Genomic DNA, 541 nt, shown 5'->3' on the forward strand with positions numbered 1-541 from the left:
CAGCAGCGGCAAAGAAAATCCATCGCCACCCTACATTGATCATCAATCCGCCAAAGAGTGCAGCAAAACCCGAACCACCCCATGATCCCATAGACCATAATGAAATGGCCCGCTGACGTTCCTTACCTTCCCAATAAGCTTTTACCAGTGCCAAACTTGCAGGCATAATGGCGGCAGCAGAAAGTCCCTGAAAAATACGGCCAAGAATTAAAACCGGGTCAGCGGCACCCCCTGCCGGGGTAAAACCGACCATCAGAGAGCCGACGATACTAAAATAAAAACCGATACGAATCATTTTCACTCGTCCGATCTTATCGGCCAATCCTCCGAATACAACGATAAAAATACCTGAAAACAAGGCTGTGACAGATACTGCAATGTTCATCACAGATACATCCATGTTGAGATCTTTCGCCATATCCACATTGATGTTCAATGTCGTTTGTGCAAACAGCCAAAACGCCAGGACGCCGAGAATGATGCCAAATAACAATTTATCATTTCCTTTGAATTCTACTGAATTTGTCATGTCAGTAATTTT

1 protein-coding gene is annotated in these 541 nt (G+C 44.7%); it reads right to left on the reverse strand.

Annotated features, from left to right (window positions below; all coding sequences use genetic code 11):
* Positions 1-529, reverse strand: a 529-nt coding sequence (locus B3Z75_RS05815; RefSeq protein ID WP_294068587.1) for an MFS transporter, incomplete at its 3' end; no start/stop codon positions are given.
* Positions 530-541 lie beyond the last annotated feature (12 nt).

Origin of the sequence: Proteiniphilum sp. UBA1028 (assembly GCF_002316955.1) — a bacterium.
GTDB lineage: Bacteria > Bacteroidota > Bacteroidia > Bacteroidales > Dysgonomonadaceae > Proteiniphilum.